General features: G+C 46.7%; 12 protein-coding genes. 11 read left to right on the top strand and 1 reads right to left on the bottom strand.

Annotation, left to right across the window (positions count from 1 at the left end):
* Positions 1-56: 56 nt before the first annotated feature.
* Positions 57-878 carry a TVP38/TMEM64 family protein gene (locus ACR8BL_RS12405; RefSeq protein ID WP_434752888.1) on the bottom strand — a complete coding sequence of 274 codons (822 nt, stop codon included), beginning with the start codon at positions 876-878 and terminating at the stop codon, positions 57-59.
* Between the two features lie 160 nt (positions 879-1,038).
* On the opposite strand from ACR8BL_RS12405, the gene ACR8BL_RS12400 reads away from it, so the two are divergent.
* The 11 genes from ACR8BL_RS12400 to ACR8BL_RS12350 all read left to right on the top strand — a co-directional run bounded on the left by ACR8BL_RS12400 (position 1,039) and on the right by ACR8BL_RS12350 (position 16,027).
* Positions 1,039-1,737: a response regulator transcription factor gene (locus tag ACR8BL_RS12400; protein WP_434752887.1), complete on the top strand. Its 699-nt coding sequence runs from the start codon at positions 1,039-1,041 to the stop codon at positions 1,735-1,737.
* Complete coding sequence (locus ACR8BL_RS12395; protein WP_434752886.1) at positions 1,730-3,079, top strand: histidine kinase dimerization/phospho-acceptor domain-containing protein; 1,350 nt, start codon at positions 1,730-1,732, stop codon at positions 3,077-3,079. Before ACR8BL_RS12400 ends, ACR8BL_RS12395 begins: the two co-directional genes overlap by 8 nt.
* 141 nt (positions 3,080-3,220) lie before the next feature.
* A complete protein-coding gene (locus ACR8BL_RS12390) occupies positions 3,221-6,682 on the top strand; it encodes a HEAT repeat domain-containing protein (RefSeq protein ID WP_434756690.1) in 3,462 nt (1,153 codons plus the stop codon).
* 252 nt (positions 6,683-6,934) lie between these two features.
* Positions 6,935-8,008: a glycosyltransferase gene (locus ACR8BL_RS12385; protein ID WP_434752884.1), complete on the top strand. Its 1,074-nt coding sequence runs from the start codon at positions 6,935-6,937 to the stop codon at positions 8,006-8,008.
* Positions 8,009-8,584: 576 nt separating this feature from the next.
* Complete coding sequence (locus tag ACR8BL_RS12380) at positions 8,585-9,943, top strand: radical SAM protein (RefSeq protein WP_434752883.1); 1,359 nt, start codon at positions 8,585-8,587, stop codon at positions 9,941-9,943.
* Positions 9,915-10,211 (top strand): PqqD family protein, encoded by a 297-nt coding sequence (locus ACR8BL_RS12375; protein WP_434752882.1) that lies wholly within the window; start codon positions 9,915-9,917, stop codon positions 10,209-10,211. Before ACR8BL_RS12380 ends, ACR8BL_RS12375 begins: the two co-directional genes overlap by 29 nt.
* On the top strand, positions 10,181-10,945 hold the full coding sequence (locus ACR8BL_RS12370) for a S24/S26 family peptidase (RefSeq protein ID WP_434752881.1): 765 nt from the start codon (positions 10,181-10,183) through the stop codon (positions 10,943-10,945). Before ACR8BL_RS12375 ends, ACR8BL_RS12370 begins: the two co-directional genes overlap by 31 nt.
* Positions 10,933-11,175, top strand: a complete 243-nt coding sequence (locus ACR8BL_RS12365) for a 4Fe-4S dicluster domain-containing protein (RefSeq protein WP_434752880.1) — start codon at positions 10,933-10,935, stop codon at positions 11,173-11,175. The genes ACR8BL_RS12370 and ACR8BL_RS12365 overlap by 13 nt, the downstream gene beginning before the upstream one ends.
* 90 nt (positions 11,176-11,265) lie before the next feature.
* The gene (locus ACR8BL_RS12360) at positions 11,266-12,555 is read left to right on the top strand and encodes a hypothetical protein (RefSeq protein ID WP_434752879.1); all 1,290 of its coding nucleotides are present in this window, start codon (positions 11,266-11,268) and stop codon (positions 12,553-12,555) included.
* Positions 12,552-14,318: an ATP-binding cassette domain-containing protein gene (locus tag ACR8BL_RS12355; protein ID WP_434752878.1), complete on the top strand. Its 1,767-nt coding sequence runs from the start codon at positions 12,552-12,554 to the stop codon at positions 14,316-14,318. Before ACR8BL_RS12360 ends, ACR8BL_RS12355 begins: the two co-directional genes overlap by 4 nt.
* Positions 14,318-16,027, top strand: coding sequence for an ATP-binding cassette domain-containing protein (locus ACR8BL_RS12350; RefSeq protein WP_434752877.1), 1,710 nt, complete (start codon positions 14,318-14,320; stop codon positions 16,025-16,027). Before ACR8BL_RS12355 ends, ACR8BL_RS12350 begins: the two co-directional genes overlap by 1 nt.
* Positions 16,028-16,037: the final 10 nt, after the last annotated feature.

Genomic DNA, 16,037 nt, shown 5'->3' with positions numbered 1-16,037 from the left:
TTATTTCGTATTTTGAATGGTACAAAAATGTTGGATAATACAATATGAAATACAGGTTATCCTTTTTTCGTTGCCAAGTCTCTCGTTTTCACGATAGCAGGTGCAGCTTTGGTTTTGATCGTTGTACTGATTTCTTTTGCCTCTCTTGTTTCTTTTGTCTCTTTTATTTCAATGATCTCGGTTGTTTTATCCGTTTTATCCGTTTTGGAGAACAGGTTCATTAATTTGTTCTTGTAGATGTATCCGAATATAAATCCAGCAACGGCAATAACCGATATGATGATGGCGATGGTATACTGCTGCATATGAAGGTTGGAACCTACCACGGCCGAAGCGATAATCCACGGCAAGCGTCCAACCAGCAGAATGGTGAAGAAGCGCAAAGAGCTGATGGATGTCAGAGCAGCGACAAATACGAGCATATCTTTGGGCAGACCGGGGATGAGGAAAAAGATAAACAGAAAAGCAGCAAATTTTCGCTCATCATGCATAAAGGACATCCATTTCACATTTTGCTTCTGCAGCAGGCGCGATACAAAATCCCGACCGATAAAACGAGTGAAATAGAAAGCGATCGCTGACCCTATGATCAGACCGACCGTTGTATAGAAGGAACCGAGTGCAGTACCGTAGATATATCCCCCGGCAATCTGTACGACCTCTCCGGGAATAGGTGCAACGACGATCTGCAGAATTTGAAATAAAATAAACATTATCGGGCCCCAGTGTCCCGTGGAATGAATATATGCTCTGAAATTGTCCATGGACGACATGATTTTGATGATGGCAGGCGCATAATAGATCAGTAGACCCGTGGACACGACAGCAATCAGACCAAGCAATACTTTCATCACGATACGTTTTGAGATTTGCGGCATAACTTAAGACCCCTTTTTGTAATGACTTTGACTATTAACATTATAAAACGAAATCATGAAGAGATACCTACTTAACTTCTGAAGAATTCTTAAGACGATTCTGATCCGCTGGCTCTGGTGAGACTCGCAAACTATACTGAGATGAACGGAGGGATTTCGAATGAATAACAACAAGCAGATTTTGATTGCAGATGACAACAGTGAGATTCGTGAAATCGTCAAGATTTTATTAGAGAGTGAAAATTATGAAGTCATTGAAGCCGTAGACGGCCAAGATGCGATTGATAAAGTAACGGAAGAGACCGATCTTATTATTCTGGATATGATGATGCCTAACAAATCGGGACTCAAGGCATGTCTGGAGATTCGTGAAAAAACAAGTGCACCAATTCTGTTCCTTACAGCGAAAACACAGGATTCGGATAAACAACTAGCCTTCTCGTCAGGGAGCGATGACTTTTTGTCCAAACCGTTCTCCTACACCGAACTCGTGTCAAGGGTCAAAGCATTGCTTCGCCGATATTATGTGTACCGGGGCAAGGAGAAAATTGAGGAGTCCGAGCACATTGTGGTGAAGGATCTGACCATTCATCAGGATTCTAAATCCGTCTATATAGGTGAGAAGGAAATTTCTCTAACCGACATTGAGTATCAAATTTTGATGCTGTTGGCATCGAAACGCAGAAAGGTGTTCTCCGCCGAAAATATCTATGAGAGCGTGTGGCAGCAGCCTTATTTTTATACATGTAATAACACCGTAATGGTTCATATTCGTAATCTGAGGAACAAGCTGGAAGATGACCCGCAGCAACCTAAATATGTGAAGACGGTTTGGGGGAAGGGGTACAAAATTGAATAAACTGCTCATCGGAAAAAAACTGAAGCTCAAGCTGGTGCTTGCGATTATTCTCTCGCTGTTCGTTGCTGTAGGTACATTCATCGTTTTACAGGTTGTTGGTGAAACGGCACTGGACAGTTATCTCAGCAAATCGACGTTTATCGAAAACAGGCAACGGGATGCATTGGAACGATTCCAGACCATGGTAAGCAGCGAGCACTTATCTACACAGGATCATCAAAGGCTCTCGAAATGGATTCGTGGGGAGCGGTACTTGGAGCTATTCATATTTGAACAGGATAAGTTGATTTATGCCTCCAACACGGATGTGGATTCTGCGATAAATAAAGAGCTGTTAACTCAATTTTTACCATCCAGAACACCGATCACAACGGTTCAGTTTGCGGATCAGACGGCACAGATTTATCTGGTCGGTTTCTATGAATATCAATACTATAACCTGCTTCTGATCTTGACGGTATTCATCGCTTTGATTGCGTTCATTCTTGCTTTCCTGCTCATCATTAATCAGAAAATATCGTATATTGGCAAGCTGGAGCGAGAGATTAAAATACTCGAAGGCGGCAATCTGGATTACAGGATTACGGTATCTGGTAAAGATGAGTTATCATCCTTGGCATCTAGTATTGATGAGATGAGGAAATCTTTTGTGGAACGGCTTGGCAGCGAGGAGAGAGTGAGGACTGCGAATCGAGAGTTGATTACGGCGATATCTCATGATTTACGCACACCGCTGACGATTCTGCTTGGATATATGGACATTATTGAACTGGGCAAGTACAAGACACCAGAGGATTTGCACCAGTATATTCATAATAGCCGGGAGAAAGCCTATCAGATCAAAATTTTATCGGACAAACTGTTTGAGTACTTCACAGTATCTTCTGCATCAGAGGAAGAAGAGGTGGAATTCGAAATCTATGATGGGCGGGAGTTAATGGATCAGTTGCTGGATGAGCAGCTCGCCGTAATGGAAGATTTCGATGTTCATATCCAGCCGAAACATGCGGAGCAACCTTTTTTGCTAGAGATGAATCTCGTATCGATTCGGCGAGTGTTTGATAATATTTTCTCCAATATAAAGAAATATGCGGATACATCTCATCCAGTTGATATCGAGTTATCCATCAGGCAGCAAACCTTGATCATGACCGCTCGGAACCGGATCAGACCTGTCGACAAAACGAAGGACAGCAACGAGATCGGACTGGTCAGCTGCCAGAAAATTATTGAACAGCATGATGGAACATTGAAGATATCTCAGCAAGAGGACACCTTTACCTTACAGATTGAATTGCCTATTATTCTCGGTAAAGAAGATCAGAAGCAGAAGCAGAAGTAGAAGTAGAAGTAGAAGTAGAAGTATATATACGGGGAAACGGGGAGTATGGGCAGTTTAGGCAGAATTAATACATGTTCACTTATTCGATGAAACTTCCAGGTGTTAGGAGGGGTTATATAAGAGAGTTATAGAAAAGGTCACATGGAAGATTGGCAAAAAGAGAAAAGTGTAAGTGGAAATGCAAGTGCAAGTGCAAGTGACAACATGAGGGGAGAGGGCTTCATGAAGAACAATCACACTCCACTGAGTAAAAATCGGGTTTTACAGGAACTGGACTCACTCGGTTATTCGAACCGAATGAAAGAAATTGCACGGCTGGGACGGAAACATCTGGCCGTGGCCCCGAAAGATTACGCTGCGCTGCTGATTGAGCTGTTGGACAACGGGACAGCCCACGAGGCACATCTGGCGTTAACCGGAGCTGGTGCGGTTCAGGACGCGCAAGCTGTTATACATGCATTACATCATCCCAAGGCCGGGGTTAGGGTACGAGCTGCCTCCATGTTGGCAGCGGTGGTCATTGATCCGGGATACGGCATTGAAACTGAGGTCGTTTCCATGTCACACCATTGCCGTCAGCAACTGTTGCGAAGCATTGTGAAGTATACCCGACAAGATTGGGCAGAACGGCTGCTGCCAATCGTATTGGAACGGTGGGGAGCTGATGAAGCTGTTTTACTGTTATCCATGTGTGGTGAAGCAACGGTTCGCACACGATTGCCGCAGCTTGGATATGCAATGAAAAATTGGCGAACCATAACAACCCGCTACCCGGATCTGGTCGCTATTTACTTAAAGGAAGCGTTGAATCAGGTGTCAGAGAGCGGAAAGTCCGGTGTGTGGTATGAGATGAGCACAGCGGTAGAGAAGCTGAGTGTGTTCAGACCGTCCGCTGTATTGGACTACGCGCTACAGTATGGGCCCAAAGAGTTGATTCATCCTGTGATTAAAAATCAACTGGGCATTCTGATTCAGACTAGCCCTGAGCAAGTATTTGAACTGCTGACGAGGCAAGAGACAAGGGCATATCTGCTGAACAACGGGGTACCGGCGGGAGTGTTGAAAAAAAGAAAGTATTTCAACACAGCGCAATGGACGGCACTGGTGACCATGCTTGCGGAAGCACCTTTTCAAGTGGCGAAGGTACTGGATACGCTTGCGCCTTCAAGCCGTGAAGCGTTATTTCATGCAGCTTACCCGAAGCAGGAACGAACGAATCGAACGTTCCCTATGGCTTTGCTTGATGTACTGCCACATCAATTGCGTGACAAGGAAGCGGCTCGTATGCTTACCCTGCGAGAAATCCGGGAAGACCGGGGCAGGACGTTTGAAATGACGGCGCGTCGCCTGATTGAACAAGTTAGAGGAACGCTGGAGCAGTCTGTTCAGGTATCGAATGCGGACGAACGTGCTACGGCGTATTCCCGGCTGATACAAAGCACGGCTCTGTCCCGTAGTGGGGTGGAGGAAACGTTACGCTTCCTGACAAGGGTGAAAAACGATCAGGACCCGGTACGTTTCATCGTCATGTCCGAATTATCAAGCTGTCCGGTAACGATGTTTAAGGAAGAGCATGTGCAGCATCTGACGATCCTGGTCGACAGTGTCATTGAGGCCAGAGATACTTCGCATGGAACCAGAACCGGAGTTGAGCAGTTGGCTTTTGCCGTTCTACGGGAGCATGCAAGTGAACCGGAACGTCCCTTGTTCCAATTTGCGCTTAGAACGCTCAAGCGAATGGCTATGCGAGATGGGCAGTTTATGTTGTTTTCCAGAGATTGGGACAGCTTGCCTCAAGCCGCGCTTGAAACCTTATTTGACGAGATCTATGCCATAGGTATAGAAGCGAACAAGCGGGAGAGTGACTACGTCGTTCTGCAGATGGCTAGTGCATTTGGCAAAGCGATTGATCGACTACCCAAACTCCACGACTTGCTGGAAGAGTTAGTCAAGGGTAAAAAGTCAGCGGCTCAAGCCGTCCGATACTGGTTGGCACCCTACAAGACCAGGGATAAGCGGGTTAGGGAACTGCTGGATCATGATCCGACTTTCATCTCATTCTATGAAGTGTTCGAGCATTTACATTTGAAACGTCAGGAGTGGCTTGATCCGTTTATCTCTGGCAAAGTCCTCAAAGGTAAACATTTAACGGGGAAAACGATCTATCTTGTTCCAGCTTATGAGGGCTTTTACCGCTGGCTGCCTCGTCAGCAGCAGGCGCTGGCTTCGCTACTTGAACGGGTGGCACAAGACAACAAGCGAAGCTTCTATGAACGCGCCAATGCGATGCGGAGTTTGGCGGGTATGCCGGATTATCGCTCGAATGAGCTGTTAGAGAATCTGACAAATGATCCGGAAGTACATATTGTTGAGGCTGCGCTGCATGCTTTTTCATTAACAGAGGAACCGGAAGACGCCCTCCCTGTGTTGTTGAATAATTTGGATGGAGATCGTGCGCGAGTGGCGATGTACTCCATTCCGAGGTGTGCACGCAGGGTTAACCCGATGCTGCTCACGTCCATACTCTCGGAACTGCTGGATCGGGAGAAGCTTAAGATTACGGTGAGGAAAGAAGCAGTTCGGCTGCTGGGAGCTTATAAAAGTAGTGAGAGCGTGAGCTTACTCGTCCGTGAATTCGAGAAGCCGAAGAGGCACAGGGATGTCATTATTGCCATTGGTCATGCGGCCAGACAATGTCTGGATGACGAGCGAAGCTGGGCGATGATGAGTGTTATGGCAACCTCTTCGGATCGGGACATAGCGCGCAGTTTGCTGAATCAACGACCGGATGAACTTCCGGTGGAAGCGCGACTGCGATATTTACAGTGGATTACCGAAATTGCGGGCCATGATGACCCGATTGTATCGATGGAAGCTTTTCATGCGATGTCACGCTGGGGACATGTGGGTGCAAAGGTCATTTCACAATGTGCTGGCAAAGCACTAATCGATCTGCAGGATGGTACGCGCTGGAAAGCCGCGATTCATACCTTGGTCACGGTTAGCAGAGACGGGAAAGTGAATGATGAGGTCGTGCAAGTCATCCGGCAGTTGGCTGAAACGGAAATGAAGGACAACTGGAACGCGGGTAGTGAACGAGATTTGCCGCATCGTCAACGTTTGCTGGAGTTGATTGATCAGCTTGTTTCGGTATCTCCATCGGTGAAAAGGCAGCTTGCACCGTTATATGCAGCAATCATCGAGGCGTTTCATCCTCATGAAACACTGAAGCTCATTACGATCCGTCTACACTTGGCTGCCATGGACTGGAGCCAGCCGGATCAGGTGCTACTCCGTTTGGACCCTGTTATTGATATCGCTAATGCACATCCGTATATATTGCAATCGGTTAATCGGCAGGTTACACAAACGGTGCTTGCCAGCAAAGGATATTGGAAACCAGAGCAACTGCTTCACACCACAGATACGTTGAATGTTCGGACGGATATGGCGTCTTCCTGGTTAGGGTTGTCGTTGCTAAAGATTGCTGGTGAGGAGTTACTATGGAATCAGGATTGTCGCAATCGCCTGAGAGCTTACCGGCAGCATGAGCATGAAGCCGTCCGGTGGCAGGCACTGGACACTTGGACAATCCTCGAATAACAATGTGCGTATCGCGGTACAGAGACAATCTCTGTACCGTTTTTTCTGTTATGAGAAAATATACTGTTGATACGGATGAGTGGCGGTCGAGTCCTCCACAGTTTTATAGATGGCTGCTTTTCATGCCCCAGTACACGGTTTAAAAATTCAATTTACTTTAAAGCGGAGAAGTGTTAGTATTTGGTGGAAAATGTTAGAAAACTGGCATGGATTTTGCTTCTAAATGATCTGCACTGAAGGAGGCATCATGTATTGAACATCGTATTTGTCGTGGATATTGTGCTCAGTGGCCGAGGTGGAATGGAAACAGCCCTTGCGTTAATCTATCATGAGCTCAAACAGAGGCATAATATCACTGTGATTTTAAGAGGGAAATCGAAAGATGATACCTGGGAAGAGAGGATCAATACGATCACTTTGTCTGCCAAAATAAATGATTTTATCCCGCGGCATATTCTCTTTAACATGTATTCTGCTGCTTTGGCGAACGTCTTTAAAGACCTCTCGGCAGATATCATCGTATCGACAGGTGCGATTGGTGTGAAAGCTTCAGCGATGGCAATGAAACGGTTAAATATGCAAGTGCCAGTGGTTAGCTGGCTTCACTTTAATTTGGCTTTTTACTATCAATTCTTCGAAGATTTACGGGCTGCAGATGGCCATCTCTCCATAAGCGAAGGAAATTTAAGAGATTTGCATTGTGTTTTTCCGGAAAAACAAAACAAGCTGGTCTATAATCCCGTGAAATTTGATAACATTCCATATGTGAACAGAGCACCTCATCCCGTATTTCTGGTTGTTGGAAGACTGGCCAAGGTGAAAAATGTGGATCAAATATTACGGGCTTTTTCTCCTTTGCAAAAGGAATGCTTTGAATTACACATCATTGGTGACGGTGATCAATATGAATCTTTAGTAGAACTGTCTCAACAATTGGGGCTACAAGATCACATTGTGTGGCATGGATGGCAGCAACAGCCGTGGGATATGGTGCACAGTGCCACTTCATTAGTGTTGGCATCGGAGACAGAACCGTTTGGGCTGGTTCTGATTGAAGCCCTCTCCAGGGGGATTCCGGTGATCTCAAGTAACTGTAAGTATGGACCAGGAGAGATTGTAAATGCCAGCAACGGCTGGCTGTATGAGCCTGAGAATCTGGGGCAATTGACGTCTATTTTGGGTAGCATTTTGCGAGGAGAAAGGCCGCTTCCTGCACCTGAAGTATGCAGAGAATCGGTGAGAAGTTATGCGGTTCAAAGCATCGCTGTACGTTTTGAACAGGCGCTCCAGGACATTGCAACACATCGAGCCGTGCAACAGGAATGAATCGTTCGCAAAATATTCAAAAAAACAGTTGACACAACAAAAAAATGGCAGTATTCTAGAAAAAAATTCAATAAAATGAAATTATATACATCGATTCGATGGAATATAAACATGTATTCTACAGCATACCCGATTTTGAAATCCAATGTGAATGAACTTGATATTCATGTTCACTTCCTAGAATGACCTCTTGATCTCCTCCTTTCTTTTTAAACTAGACTTGGATGTACAATCTTTGTGCTAGACAAGCCATTACCTCATGCTTTCAACGATTGATTAGTTTAGCCTTTTTTTCTCTCTCTCAGCTTTCTCTTTCAGTAATCTTTTTTCGCTTATAATGCAAGCGCTTACTTTACGTTGTTATATGAGAGGAGGTGAGAGTATATGACGAATTACAAAAAACCAACTTTCCGTAAATTGGAATCTGCGGCGATTGCTGTTGCAGCAGGCTGCGGTTGTGGCTGTGCATTTTCAGTGGGCGGCGGTTATGGAGGATCTTGCTAATCATTTATTGTTCATGAACACAAAAAGAGGCCTGTTTATCGGCCTCTTATCTTGATTACTGGAGGCTTGTTCATGCAAATAGACGAACGATTGCATATTCCGGATGTCGCAGTGTACTACGAGGATGGAAATTATGTCGTACATAACGTTCAACTCAATTGTTGGGTTGTGTACTCACCAAGCGAGTATGAAATTGCATCGGAATTGATATACGACGGAAAATCGGCAGCAGAATTGATTGATTCAGGCTTAGACCCTCAGCAGGTGAAGCAGATTGCACGAAAGATGTTGATGTATCGTGTGGCCTATCAAGGAGAAAGACCTGCCGAGTATCATATGCTGGATGTGATGCAGAAGCAGGGATTGGGTAAGGTTCCGCCTAGCGCTGTATATTTTGTAACTACCTACAAATGTAATCTGAACTGTATCTATTGTTACGCGGACAGCAGCCCGGAGCGCTCGATGAACGGGGATATGAATACTGAAGAGGCCAAAGACATGATCAGGCAGATCAAGGAACTAGGAAGCAGTACCATCGTGTTTACGGGCGGTGAGGCGTTTATCCGTAAGGATATTATGGAGCTCATGGCCTACAGTAAGGAGATCGGATTGCGAGTCAACGTAATCAGCAACGGAACGTTGATTAACAGTCGTGAAAAGGTCAACGAAATTGCCAAACTGGTAGATTTGTTTACGATCAGTATTGACTCACTGATTAAAGAGGAGCATGAGGCCAACCGCGGTGTAAATACGTGGGATCGGACGCGCAAAGCTATCGATCTGATTCTGGAAGCCGGAATTAAATTAAAAATTAACCAAACGGTGACCAAGCATAACCGGGATTCAGTGGATTCGATGCTGAAATTTGCCACGGAGCGCTCGGTACGCTTGAATATTGTACCTCTTGCGACACTCGGACGCGGGGATGACCACATGCAAGGGCTGAGCTTTGGCGAACGCCGCCGCATTGCGGATCGGATGCAGGATATCGAGATGGGAGATGCCCATGAAGACTGTCAAGCCTTGAACGTGAAGCAGTATGAACGAAGACGGCATTGCGGTCACGGTACGAGTGAATTTTCAATTGATGCGAAGGGCAACGTGTTTCCTTGCAAGCTGATGCATTCCCCGATGTTCCACGCCGGATCGATTCGAGAGAAGTCACTCCGGGAAATATGGGAGACTTCCGAGGTGTTTGAACGTTCGCGGAACAGAACCGTCCACACATTGCCAGAGTGTATGAAGTGTACGTTCAGAGAATCCTGCGGCGGGGGCTGCCGTGCATTCCATTGGGGAGCCACAGGCGACATCGATGGAACTTTCCCTCAGGATTGCTCAGGCATTAGGCGTGGTATCCGTAGAAAAATGGTCGCTTATTTCAAAATGGCAGGAGGTAAAACCAATGAGCCAGTGGTTTCAAATAGCCGATGATGTCTTTTTTGATGAAAATGTAGAAGGAATATTCATTCTTTCTGAGTCTGGTGAGGTATTTGTCTTGGAGGATGATGTCAGTAAAGCGGTGTGGAACATGCTTGCAGATTCTGCGCAATCTCTAGATGAGATGTGTCAGCAGATCAAACTGAAATTCAATATCGGTGATGAAGATCATGTCGAGGATGACATTCGGGATTTTGTAACGGCACTATCCAAAATAGGAGTTCTGAGAGAATGCTTAGTACCCGCAGACAGGATTTCCTGATTCGTGCATTGCAACAAGGAAGATCAATCCCAATCGTGATTGAGGGAAACTGCATGCATCCTCTTCTAGTTCAAGGGCAACGCATTTCTGTACATCCTTTGCTGGATGAGATCAAAGAGGGCGATGTTGTGCTGGTTCGTGACCAGATGAACGGTTTTCTGGCTCATCGAATTATCAGCCTTGGACATGACTACGTTGTTACTGCGGGTGACCGCAATCATATGTCTGATCCTCCTGTACGGCGGGATGATATTTTGGGACGGCTGTATATTCCAGAGGATCAGATGCTGCATCAAAATCCCGATCAACATCAATCGACCTTAATTGATTCACACGGGTTGTCATCTGAAATGAAGGTTGTTGTTCATCCTGATGCCATCGGTGATTCATATGGTGAAGTGTTGTCTCATGCCTTTGGTGTAGAGACCATCATTGCGGAAAATCCGCTCAGTCAGCTAATGAGTATGCGGGAGAAGGGATGGACTTCCATTGTCATTCATCAAGGTGCAAGGCAACATCTATCTCAGCTGCCGCATGCTGCCAGCAGGGTTGTGGTCTTTGCCGGTTATGATGTGGCGAGAGAAACCGATGAATCTGCAGGCATTATTGGCATGAGTGATGTGGACTTTGTGGCTCGCACAGCAGTTGAGTATTGGAATAACCTGCATGCAGAACTGAGCATTGCAGCGATTATAGGTTTTCATATGAGGGGGACAAGCGTATGTCATGGGTAATTACCGCCACATGCGAAGGAGAGCTTTTGGCTAAATGTATCGTGGCTTGCCCCGAAGAAGCCATTCAGACATCTCCGGATGCCAAGCAATATTATATTAATCCATCGGTATGTACCGATTGTGGCCTATGTGATCTGGCCTGTCCTGTGGCAGCTATCTTTCCGGAAAGCGCCGTACCGAAGCAATGGAGAAAAAGCATTGAAGAAAATCGTTTATTTTTTCTCACGTAGTCACGCCATCATAATCTGCATATGTCAACGCAAGGCAGAAGCGGCTTGCGTTGACATATAGTACCAGGCAAGAAGGGGAGCCGGAATGCGATGCCGACACTTCGTGTACGAGTTGGGCAATATCCGCTGTTATTGGAGCTATGCAGAGCCATTAACGAGTTAAGACAAGATAAGTTATGGACGGTCCCTCAGGAACGAAACTATCCACCTGCCTTGCTGAATCTTATTCGTAATCGTGGTCTTCGTTCTAATGTCTATCGATATTGGGGCAGTTTGCTTCTGAAAGACATGCTGGCTGTCCAGAGTGGACCGGAAGTGAAGTTGGTCAAACGTATATTAAGTGCGTCTGCAGATACGAAAGCAGAAGATATGATGGCTGAATATGAAAATCATTTGGCTTCACAGTGTGCAGCCATAAGGGAATATATTGCACCACTAGTACAGGATTTTGACATTGCTGAGGTAGTTGAGTTGAAGCTTTACCCGTTATCCACTATGCCTCCTCCACAGATTGGAAGATTTGGAGCCAGTCTGAGCAAAGCGACGTCTACATCGGTACACTTAGCCTTTGGTGCACCTCCGCTTCATCTATGGGATGATTTTAACCTGACCGTCTCTTTCTTCGCGCGAGGTGGCATTCATTATCTCGTTAAAGAATGGCTGCTTGCTCACAAAGGCGAATATGGAGAAGTGAAGGAGGGCTTGAAACCGTATCTGATTAATCTGGTTTCGGCGATCATTTTGATTGAAGTGGATCATTTTTTCAGTACGGATATTGATCTGGTTTTCCATGAAGAGGACAAATTAGTCTATCAGTGGGCACTCTCGCAATATGATGGTAAGACGGGGTTCGGGAATCATCTGATTCAATATGTTCGCAGTCTAAATGATCACTGGCCTCCTCCGCATTTGGAAGAGGTTCGTCTTGGCATCCCTATGACGGTCGTACATACGATCCAGAAGAAGGTTCGTGTCTCCGTACACGACCAGTACAACCTGTTGGGCAATACCAGATGGATTGCTGATTATTATGATATTACCGAGTCAGAGGATGCAGGCGGATTGGACAGGGCATATCCGTTTCTGGTTTTACCATGGAATTCAGAAGGTGCTGCAGAGATCTGCTCCAGGCATCATATAGAGCACAGTCATCATGAAGCCGCTGTGACTTATGAGCATATGACGGGACAGAAGCAATTCGATACCGCGGATACGCTCTGTCTGCTCATTGACCATGATTCTGAGGCATCCTGGAAGTTTGTTTTATTGTGTCCTTCTGTTCGTACCGAGTCAGGTTATTACATCGAGACTTCCGTATTATCACAGATTCATACACCGATCGCTTTCGTGGATTCTGCTTCGGGAAGGAGAATATTATGAGCCGTATACATGCCGGGTTTGCCCAGATGTGGATCATTGTCCGGGCAGGGGATCGGGCTATCTGGGTATTATTAGCGCTTATTTTAGCACTCGGTGTATGGCCTGGCTTCATGGTATGGGCGATCAAGCATTCAGTGAATCAACTGGCTAACGGCGACCGTAATTCTTCGTTAGCTTACATAGGCATTATTGCTGGGGCTGGCACGATTGCGATTTTGCTTAACGTGATACAGCCCTATTTTCTTAGAAAGGTGAAGGATCACGTCTATCACAATCTGTCTATCCGTCTGTTTGATAACGTGAATCGCAGAACAGAGAATGAGCTGCTCCGGGCGGCAACGCGAAACCGAATCTCTAGCACTTCGGAATCAGTCAGCTCGATCTACCATGGCGGACTGGACGGGCTATCGGCATTGCTTCAGGTTATTATAACCGGGTTCTCCTTAACATGGATTCTGTTGGTGGTGGCATGGTGGGCGCCTCTGTTGATTCTGGCTGGAACACTGCTCAATGTATGGCTCATGAAAAAGGCAGCAGCGATTGAATCGAACTTCCTGCAAAGCATCTCGGAAACAACGAGGCTGGAAGGAACGTTTCTGAACATGCTGACTACATTGAAGTCTGCTAAAGAAATGCGTGTTTTTGGCATATCCGGGTGGGTGAAAGGGAAATGGCAGACAGAACAGATTCAAATCGCGCGGTCAACGATAAGTCAAATGGTCAAGACGGGATTTTACAGGCTGGCAGGTCAACTTGGCAGTGGGGTTGTGACAACCGTTGTATTGATGGTGGGATTATGGAAACTGTGGCAAGGTACCTTGCATCCGGGAGAAGTCGCCGCTCTACTTATTGGAGGTCTGCATCTGGAGCAGTTGCTGGGTCTGGTTCTTAGCCAAGGCAAACACTGGCTGGGGCGGAAAATGTTTTTGGCAGAGCTGATTCAGCAGCCTGCAGAGGAACAGTCAAACAGAGCGGCAAGCCCGGCTGACTGCAAAAACAATGATATCCATTCTACCTGTGCAATTTCCGTTCGCCAATTAACGTTCAGTTATGATGGGGATCATGAAGTGCTGAAAAACATCAACTTTGATGTTGAACGCGGAGCCAAGGTGGCCATCGTTGGCGCCAATGGCTCGGGCAAAACTACCCTGATGCTTATGCTCGCGGGGCTGTTGAAGCCGGATCAGGGTTCCGTAACGTCGGAGGAGGTAGGTGGCTTCTGCCTGCAAGACTATGGACGTTATAAGTTATCTGCTGCCGAGAACGTGTATCTGGGTGATATCACTCGTAAGGAGCACACGGATGACATGATGGAGGCGTTGAAACTGACCAATGCCCAATTTGTAAACGCGCTGCCTCAAGGGCAACAAACGGAACTGTGGCCGGAAGTCGGGGGCTCGGATCTGTCGGAGGGCCAGTGGCAGAGGTTAGCTTTAGCCAGAAGTATGTTTCGGGCTATCTATCGGACAGGCTCTGTCATTATTATGGATGAACCAACGTCCAAACTTGACCCAAGCAACGAATTGAACATTCTGGAATCCATTATTAACCGATTGGAGGGGTACACGGTATTGTTCGTTGTTCACCGTTTGGTGGGTTGTGCTTTTGCCGATACAGTTCTCCTGATGGATCAGGGGGAAATCCGGGACTATGGAACACATGATGGATTGCTTCAGACAAGCGAAACTTATCAAGCGATGTGGAAAGCCTCTTCTTCTTTTATGGAGACGCTAAAGGAAGGGGAAGGAGGGGACGTGGCCTAATGTGGTTGACCAAGGTAAAGAACAAACGAAAGTTGTTACCGTGGATTACATTTGCTCTGTCTGTGACCCTGTTCAAAGGGATACTGCCCGCCGTTCGCATTTTTCTATTCGGATATGCCGTTCAGCAGGTGATGACCGGGGTAGATCTCGACCGCATGATTCTGCTGATGGCCTGGTTCGCAGCGGCTACCATCGGAGAAAAAGTGATGGATTCGTTATACGGCATTGCGCTGGAGGGACTACGTATTCACTTGGGGCGAGCCGCGAAAGAGTTGTATATCGATCAATACAATAAAGTGCCCTACCAGAAGCTTCTCGATGCCTCATTCTCTGAATCAGCGGAGAAGGCAGCGAACAGTCTGGATCGTGGACATCGTGTTCTCACACTTGCGCTGGATGTTCTGAGCGCCGCAGTAACCCTGATCAGCTTGGGTACGGCGTTATGGTTTGTCACGAAAATCGGGTGTCTGGTGATGATATTAACCTTTGCTTTTGTTGTATTCAAACAATACAAGCTGGGTCGTCAGATGTTTAATGTGGAGAATCAGCTATCAGGTCAGCGTATCCGTGAAAATTATTACCGTAGCACCGTCATGGATTTTCAATTGGGCAAGGAACGCAAGCTGTTTGGATACTCCCCTTATATCGTGAGTCTGTGGAAGAATACATTTGCAGACATCAGCAAGACCAATCAATCCTTTCTTCTTACGTCTCAAAAGACATCAGGACTGATGCAGATCGGCCAGCTTCTTCTCATCTCTGCGGCCTATATGGTATCGATTCTGACAGCCAGTTCTTCCATCGGCGGTTTGATCATCGCCTTTCAACTGATTGATGAATTGCTTGGTAAAGCTAATGCATTTGTACTGGAGCTCCGTCTGTTTACCAGTGAATTACTCGCTGCATCCAATCTTTCTCGTTTTCTGGCTACAGATACGCCAGACCAAGTAGAGACCTCAGCCAAGGAAGCGGACCAAGAAATTGAACTGAATGGTGTTGGGTTCTCCTATCCGAATAACAGCAAACCTGTGCTGAGGGATGTGACCATGCACTTTCGCACTGGAGAGCTTGTCGGACTGGTAGGGGAGAACGGGGCTGGTAAAACAACGCTGTGCAATCTGATCTGTGGTTTGCTTGAACCTGCCGAAGGTGAGATTTGGGTGGACGGGAAACCGAGCTTACATACCGACAGGCTGCGCGCAGTCTCCGTTGCTTATGCTGACTTTGCCCGATTCCCGCTAAGTGTACAGCAGAATGTTGGACTTCATCGGGAGTGGAGTGAGGCTGCACGGAAGCTTGTACAGGATATCACCGAGCGGAGTGGAGACAAACGACTGGGTGCAGGATATACAGACGGAACGGAGCTATCGGGTGGACAATGGCAGCGTGTGGCGGTTGCGCGGGCGATGGCTAACACCCGGACAATGCTGATCCTGGATGAACCTACGGCTGCAATGGACCCGGTAATGGAGGAAAGTGTCGTTCGGAGTGTCAAACAATTTGCAACTCAGGGTAAAGCGGCGCTGCTGATCGCACATCGGGTCAGCACGGTTATGCATTGTGACAGAGTTTATGTGATGTCGGAGGGCCAGATTGTTCAGGAAGGTGCCCCCTTGCAGTTGCTGGAGGAAGAAGGCGTATTTCGTGACATGTACGGTGCGCAAGTTGCTTTGCTGAGGAAGCAGGGGATGGCCGCATCTGTCGGGTGACATTTGCAAG

Origin of the sequence: Paenibacillus amylolyticus (genome assembly GCF_051136285.1) — a bacterium.
GTDB lineage: Bacteria > Bacillota > Bacilli > Paenibacillales > Paenibacillaceae > Paenibacillus > Paenibacillus amylolyticus_F.
The sequence above is the reverse complement of the archived record's forward strand: the minus strand, read 5'-3'. Positions and strand labels throughout refer to the sequence as shown.

Excerpts from the sequence above, each read along its gene's own strand:
- ACR8BL_RS12355 (WP_434752878.1), top strand. The coding sequence starts at position 12,552 with ATGAGCCGTATACATGCCGGGTTTGCCCAGATGTGGATCATTGTCCGG.
- ACR8BL_RS12350 (WP_434752877.1), top strand. The coding sequence starts at position 14,318 with ATGTGGTTGACCAAGGTAAAGAACAAACGAAAGTTGTTACCGTGGATT.
- ACR8BL_RS12380 (WP_434752883.1), top strand. The coding sequence starts at position 8,585 with ATGCAAATAGACGAACGATTGCATATTCCGGATGTCGCAGTGTACTAC.
- ACR8BL_RS12400 (WP_434752887.1), top strand. The coding sequence starts at position 1,039 with ATGAATAACAACAAGCAGATTTTGATTGCAGATGACAACAGTGAGATT.
- ACR8BL_RS12390 (WP_434756690.1), top strand. The coding sequence starts at position 3,221 with ATGGAAGATTGGCAAAAAGAGAAAAGTGTAAGTGGAAATGCAAGTGCA.
- ACR8BL_RS12375 (WP_434752882.1), top strand. The coding sequence starts at position 9,915 with ATGAGCCAGTGGTTTCAAATAGCCGATGATGTCTTTTTTGATGAAAAT.
- ACR8BL_RS12405 (WP_434752888.1), bottom strand. The coding sequence starts at position 878 with ATGCCGCAAATCTCAAAACGTATCGTGATGAAAGTATTGCTTGGTCTG.
- ACR8BL_RS12365 (WP_434752880.1), top strand. The coding sequence starts at position 10,933 with ATGTCATGGGTAATTACCGCCACATGCGAAGGAGAGCTTTTGGCTAAA.
- ACR8BL_RS12370 (WP_434752881.1), top strand. The coding sequence starts at position 10,181 with ATGCTTAGTACCCGCAGACAGGATTTCCTGATTCGTGCATTGCAACAA.
- ACR8BL_RS12360 (WP_434752879.1), top strand. The coding sequence starts at position 11,266 with ATGCCGACACTTCGTGTACGAGTTGGGCAATATCCGCTGTTATTGGAG.